General features: G+C 44.3%; 3 protein-coding genes. 1 reads left to right on the top strand and 2 read right to left on the bottom strand.

The window, feature by feature from the left end; all coding sequences use genetic code 11:
• Positions 1–2,384: NACHT domain-containing protein (locus AC5590_RS17970; protein WP_169268890.1), on the bottom strand; the 2,384-nt coding region annotated here is incomplete at its 3' end.
• A gap of 17 nt (positions 2,385–2,401) precedes the next feature.
• On the bottom strand, positions 2,402–2,839 hold the full coding sequence (locus AC5590_RS17965) for a hypothetical protein (RefSeq protein ID WP_169268889.1): 438 nt from the start codon (positions 2,837–2,839) through the stop codon (positions 2,402–2,404).
• A 215-nt stretch (positions 2,840–3,054) separates the two neighbouring features.
• On the opposite strand from AC5590_RS17965, the gene AC5590_RS17960 reads away from it, so the two are divergent.
• Complete coding sequence (locus AC5590_RS17960) at positions 3,055–4,392, top strand: Mur ligase family protein (RefSeq protein ID WP_169268888.1); 1,338 nt, start codon at positions 3,055–3,057, stop codon at positions 4,390–4,392.
• The last annotated feature ends 123 nt before the right edge of the window (positions 4,393–4,515 follow it).

The following is a 4,515-nucleotide window of genomic DNA, read 5'->3' as shown; positions in this document are numbered from 1 at the left end:
TTGCCAACAGCTATTTCCCCTAAGCTATCTGCCACTAGCCAACGGGTGTCTTCATCCTCAGAGGTGCCGATTAACTTTACCAAAGCTGCGATCGCACCTTCGTTGCCAACAGCTATTTCCCCTAAGCTATCTGCCACTAGCCAACGGGTGTCTTCATCCTCAGAGGTGCCGATTAACTTTACCAAAGCTGCGATCGCACCTTCGTTGCCAACAGCTATTTCCCCTAAGCTATCTGCCACTAGCCAACGGGTGTCTTCATTCTGTGAGGTGCCGATTAACTTTACCAAAGCTGCGATCGCACGTTCGTTGCCAGGATCTATTTTCCCTAAGCTATCTGCCACTAGCCAACGGGTGAATTCATCCTGTGAGGTGTCGATTAACTTTACCAAAGCTGCGATCGCACTTTGGTTGCCAACAGCTATTTTCCCTAAGCTATATGCCGCATCCCTACGGGTGTCTTCATCCTGTGAGGTGTTGATTAACTTTACCAAAGCTGCGATGGCTTTTGCGCGATGCGTCTGTTGCAGTGCTGTATTTGCTCCTTCTTCAACGGGATCTGCAAATGTCTGCCACTGCTTTGTTTGCGTATTGAAGTAACCAAAACCCCATTTAACAATTTGCTCTACGATGTCATCAGCTTTAGAACAATCTCCAAACTCAACAATTCCCATTGCTGCTAAGAAATAAGCTCTATACTGATAAAATTGTCCGCACCCGTCGTTAAACTCCACTAAAGCTTTTATAAACTCTTCTTTCTTCTGGCTTTCCAAATCCAAATTCTCTCGCCCCAGCCACAGCAAAATCACTTCTTTCCATTGCGGCTCAAAAATTTGATATGGCTTAGGTTTACCTGTATCTTTATCTTTTACAGGTTTATTTTTGTGTTCGCGAGGTAAGAAAAAGTCCCAATCATCAATCCCTTGCGTTGCAAAAAATTCCTCAAACGTGGCATGAAAGAAAGCATAAACTTTTTCTTGTGATTGAGATTCCGCTGCAATTCCGACATGATTCAACCAGCCAAGTTGCAGTGCTTTGTAAAATGAGGACTTCTCATCATCTGGATCACCTAGTTCCTTTCTAATGAAACTTTCCAGCAACCGGAACCGGGAACCACCCTCTTGAATATCCCGTAGCGCCAAACGTCCCAATGCATTGTTTAATTTCTGTCGTTCTTCAGTGCTAATGGGGAAACGGTTTTTTTTCCATGTGTAGATTTGCTGCACAAACTGCTGGTAAAGTCCCGCCTTTGTCTGTGGTAAATTTCCCTCCTCACTCTGCCAAGCGCTACACAAAAGCGTCAACCGCAAAGGATTTTGTACCAAGTCTCGCAAGCGTCCCCGTTCCGCGTTATCCAATTCTGCCTTCAACCGTTCCGCCTTACTCTTCCTCTCCTCACTTTTATCACTCCCCCTCTCCTCGCTTTTATCACTCCCCCTCCCCTCGCTTTTATCACTCCCCCTCTCCTTAATAAGGAGAGGGGGCTGGGGGGTGAGGTTCCTCTGGGAAGTGAGGTTCCCAAACCAATTATCAATAAACTCATGCACCTGCTTAGGATAATCAAAATCCAGTAGGCGATAAGTTTCAAAAGTTTCTAACGCATTGTAATCCGCTTGCCAGACATTCAGCCGACAAGTTAACACCACCCGCGACTGGGCGATCCATCCTGTGAGTTGTTGAGCAAGTGTTTGCAACGTCTGCACACCCGATACAGCCACCTCATCCACTCCATCCAACAACAACCAGACTCGCCCCTGCTGAATTTGTGTTGTCAACTCTGCTTTCGCCTGAGTCAACTGTGTTGGTGGAACAGCAAAAGCAAGCCAATCGTTAAATAAATAACTTTGTAAATCCGTCAAAGAACCACTTCGCCCCAGATCTGCCAGCGAAATCCAAATTGGAAACCCCAAGTTTTTCTCTAACACCCAAAACGCGATGGATTGCAGCAGAGTTGTTTTCCCTGCACCTGCTTCTCCAATTAAGGCGATGTGCTTACCTTTGGTTTTGCCTTCTGCTTTTTCCAAGATTTGAGTCAAGAAAGCTTCATGCTCAAAACGCTGCTTTTCCTCATATTGTGGTTCATACAGGCGCGTTCCTGCTTCTGGAGAAACTTCCTCCTTGTCGCGTTTCTCAGGTTTTGTCCGCTGTACCAGTGCTAGGGGAACATAAATCTGCTCCCTTTGTAATTTGGCAGATTCATCCTGCATTAAGGGATTGCTGGTGAGTCGCCGGTGGGATTCCAGCAATTGGCGGCAAATTTCATGCCAGTTGATGGCAGTCGCACCAGAATCATCAGAAACACCAATGTTCTGATTGTGTATGTTCACTATGCTGTTTTGAGCATAAACCCCTATTTTTTCGGCAAACTTACCAGCGTCTTCAGGCATAGTCAGCTAAACCGCAATCAAAATGATTGGTTTTGAATCGAACCCGTACCACCGATCACAACTTGCCCAATTTTTTCTCCTAACTTTTGCAAGTTTGGCATTGTTGCCTGTTGAGAGCTAAGTGTATTTGCTACTTCTTCGACTTGTGGAGCTAGTTTTGGATCAGCTTTCGCTGCTGCTTCTACTTCCACAACTCGTTGAGCAATTTCTGGATCTGCGTCTGCTGCTGCTTTGAGTTCTAGCACAGCTTGCCCATAATCTAACCGTTGCTGTTCGTTTGCTTGTGTAGCATTGGTGAGTAATGGTAATTTATTCTTATGACGAAGCTGTTCGATTAACTTGCGGCTTTGCTGCCATGCAGCATCTCCAAGATTTTCGCCAGTTTTCTCCAGTGCTTTTGTTAGAAGAAGGGTTGCGATAGCCGTAGCCACAGCCGTCAAAGTGACTGGTTCCATAAATCATTTCATAGTAGATTCTTCTGTATTATTTATACCGCAGCATTCACTAATTTTTCGGAATGACACCTTGCACCGTTTCAGAAATTAGTCTGCACATATCACCTATCATTTCCGGAACTGGCTATTTTGACAAGAATTAGTTAAACTCACATGATTAAATTTGAGACTCAGGGCTACAAACTAGCAACACTCACTAAGATTAGGGTACTGGTGTGGGAAACAAAATTCAACTGATAGACAGGATACGACTGGCTTTTGCTGTGTCAGTCGCAAAAAGCGTTACTTTCACAGTGCGATCGCTGCGCTTGGGTGCGGCGAGTGTCTTACCAGGTTCTCTGGCGCGTCGCATTGAACCCCGATTGTTGCAGTTATTAACTCAACAAGTCAAAAACGGAGTCATCTTAATTGCTGGTACTAATGGCAAAACAACCACATCGCTGCTCTTATGCTCAATTCTAGAACGCAAAGGGTATCGTGTTGCTCACAACTCTACAGGCGCAAATCTAGAAAATGGCTTGATGACAGCACTGCTGGAAAACACTAACTTAGTCGGCGGACTAGATGTTGATTACGCGATTTTAGAAGTCGATGAAAATATTCTACCGAAGATTCTCGCACCAATTCAACCTAAGATAATCCTGTGTTTAAACCTGTTCCGCGATCAACTCGATAGGTATGGAGAAGTTGACACAATTAGCAAGCGTTGGACAAAAGTCATTTCTACTCTTCCAACAGAAACAGTTGTCATTCCGAATGCTGATGATCCAACTTTATCTTATCTTGGTCAGCAGTTACCCCAGCGGGTGTTATTCTTTGGCTTGAATGAACCCGAAAATTATTTAGATGAAATTCCTCACGCTGTCGATTCTATATTTTGTCCTAATTGCGGACACTCACTAGATTACAAAGGAGTTTACTTGTCTCATTTAGGAGATTTTCACTGTCCTAAGTGTGGCTTTAATAAAAGTCAACCCGCGTTTGATAGCAGCGAATTTCCACAAATTCTTGTAGGTTTATACAACAAATATAATACTTTGGCAGCCGCTACCGCTGCGATAGAATTAGGAGTTGATGAAGCAACTATCCTGGATACAATTAACAACTTCCAAGCTGCATTTGGTCGTGCTGAAGAATTAGAAGTTAATGGTAAACGGGTACGAATATTGTTATCAAAAAATCCTGTAGGGACGAATGAAACAATTCGCGTCGTGACTCAAAGTCTTGACAAAACGACGCTGCTTGTGCTGAATGACAGAACACCCGATGGAACTGATGTATCTTGGATTTGGGATGTCGATACAGAGAAATTGGTAGAACGGGGAGGGACTTTAATTGTGAGTGGCGATCGCCTCTATGACATGGCGCTACGTCTGCGTTACAGCGAAAAGACTCCTGAAAGTGACTTCAATTTAATTGTCGAAGAAGATTTACGGCAAGCAATTGCAACCGCCTTAGAACACACACCAGAAAATGAAACCTTGCACATATTACCCACCTATTCTGCCATGCTGGAAGTGCGAGAAGTGCTAACAGGCAGAAAAATTCTCTAAATTAGTTATAGGTTTGTAGTGAGCATTTAAGCGCTTACTACAGCCTTCCTAAATAGGATGTGAACACTCTCCTCGTCTTCTCTTTCTTTTCTTTGCGCCCTACCCTGCACCGAAGCCGCTTTG

Origin of the sequence: Brasilonema octagenarum UFV-OR1 (assembly GCF_963888615.1) — a bacterium.
Taxonomy (GTDB): domain Bacteria; phylum Cyanobacteriota; class Cyanobacteriia; order Cyanobacteriales; family Nostocaceae; genus Brasilonema; species Brasilonema sennae.
This window is presented reverse-complemented; position numbering and strand designations above follow the sequence as displayed.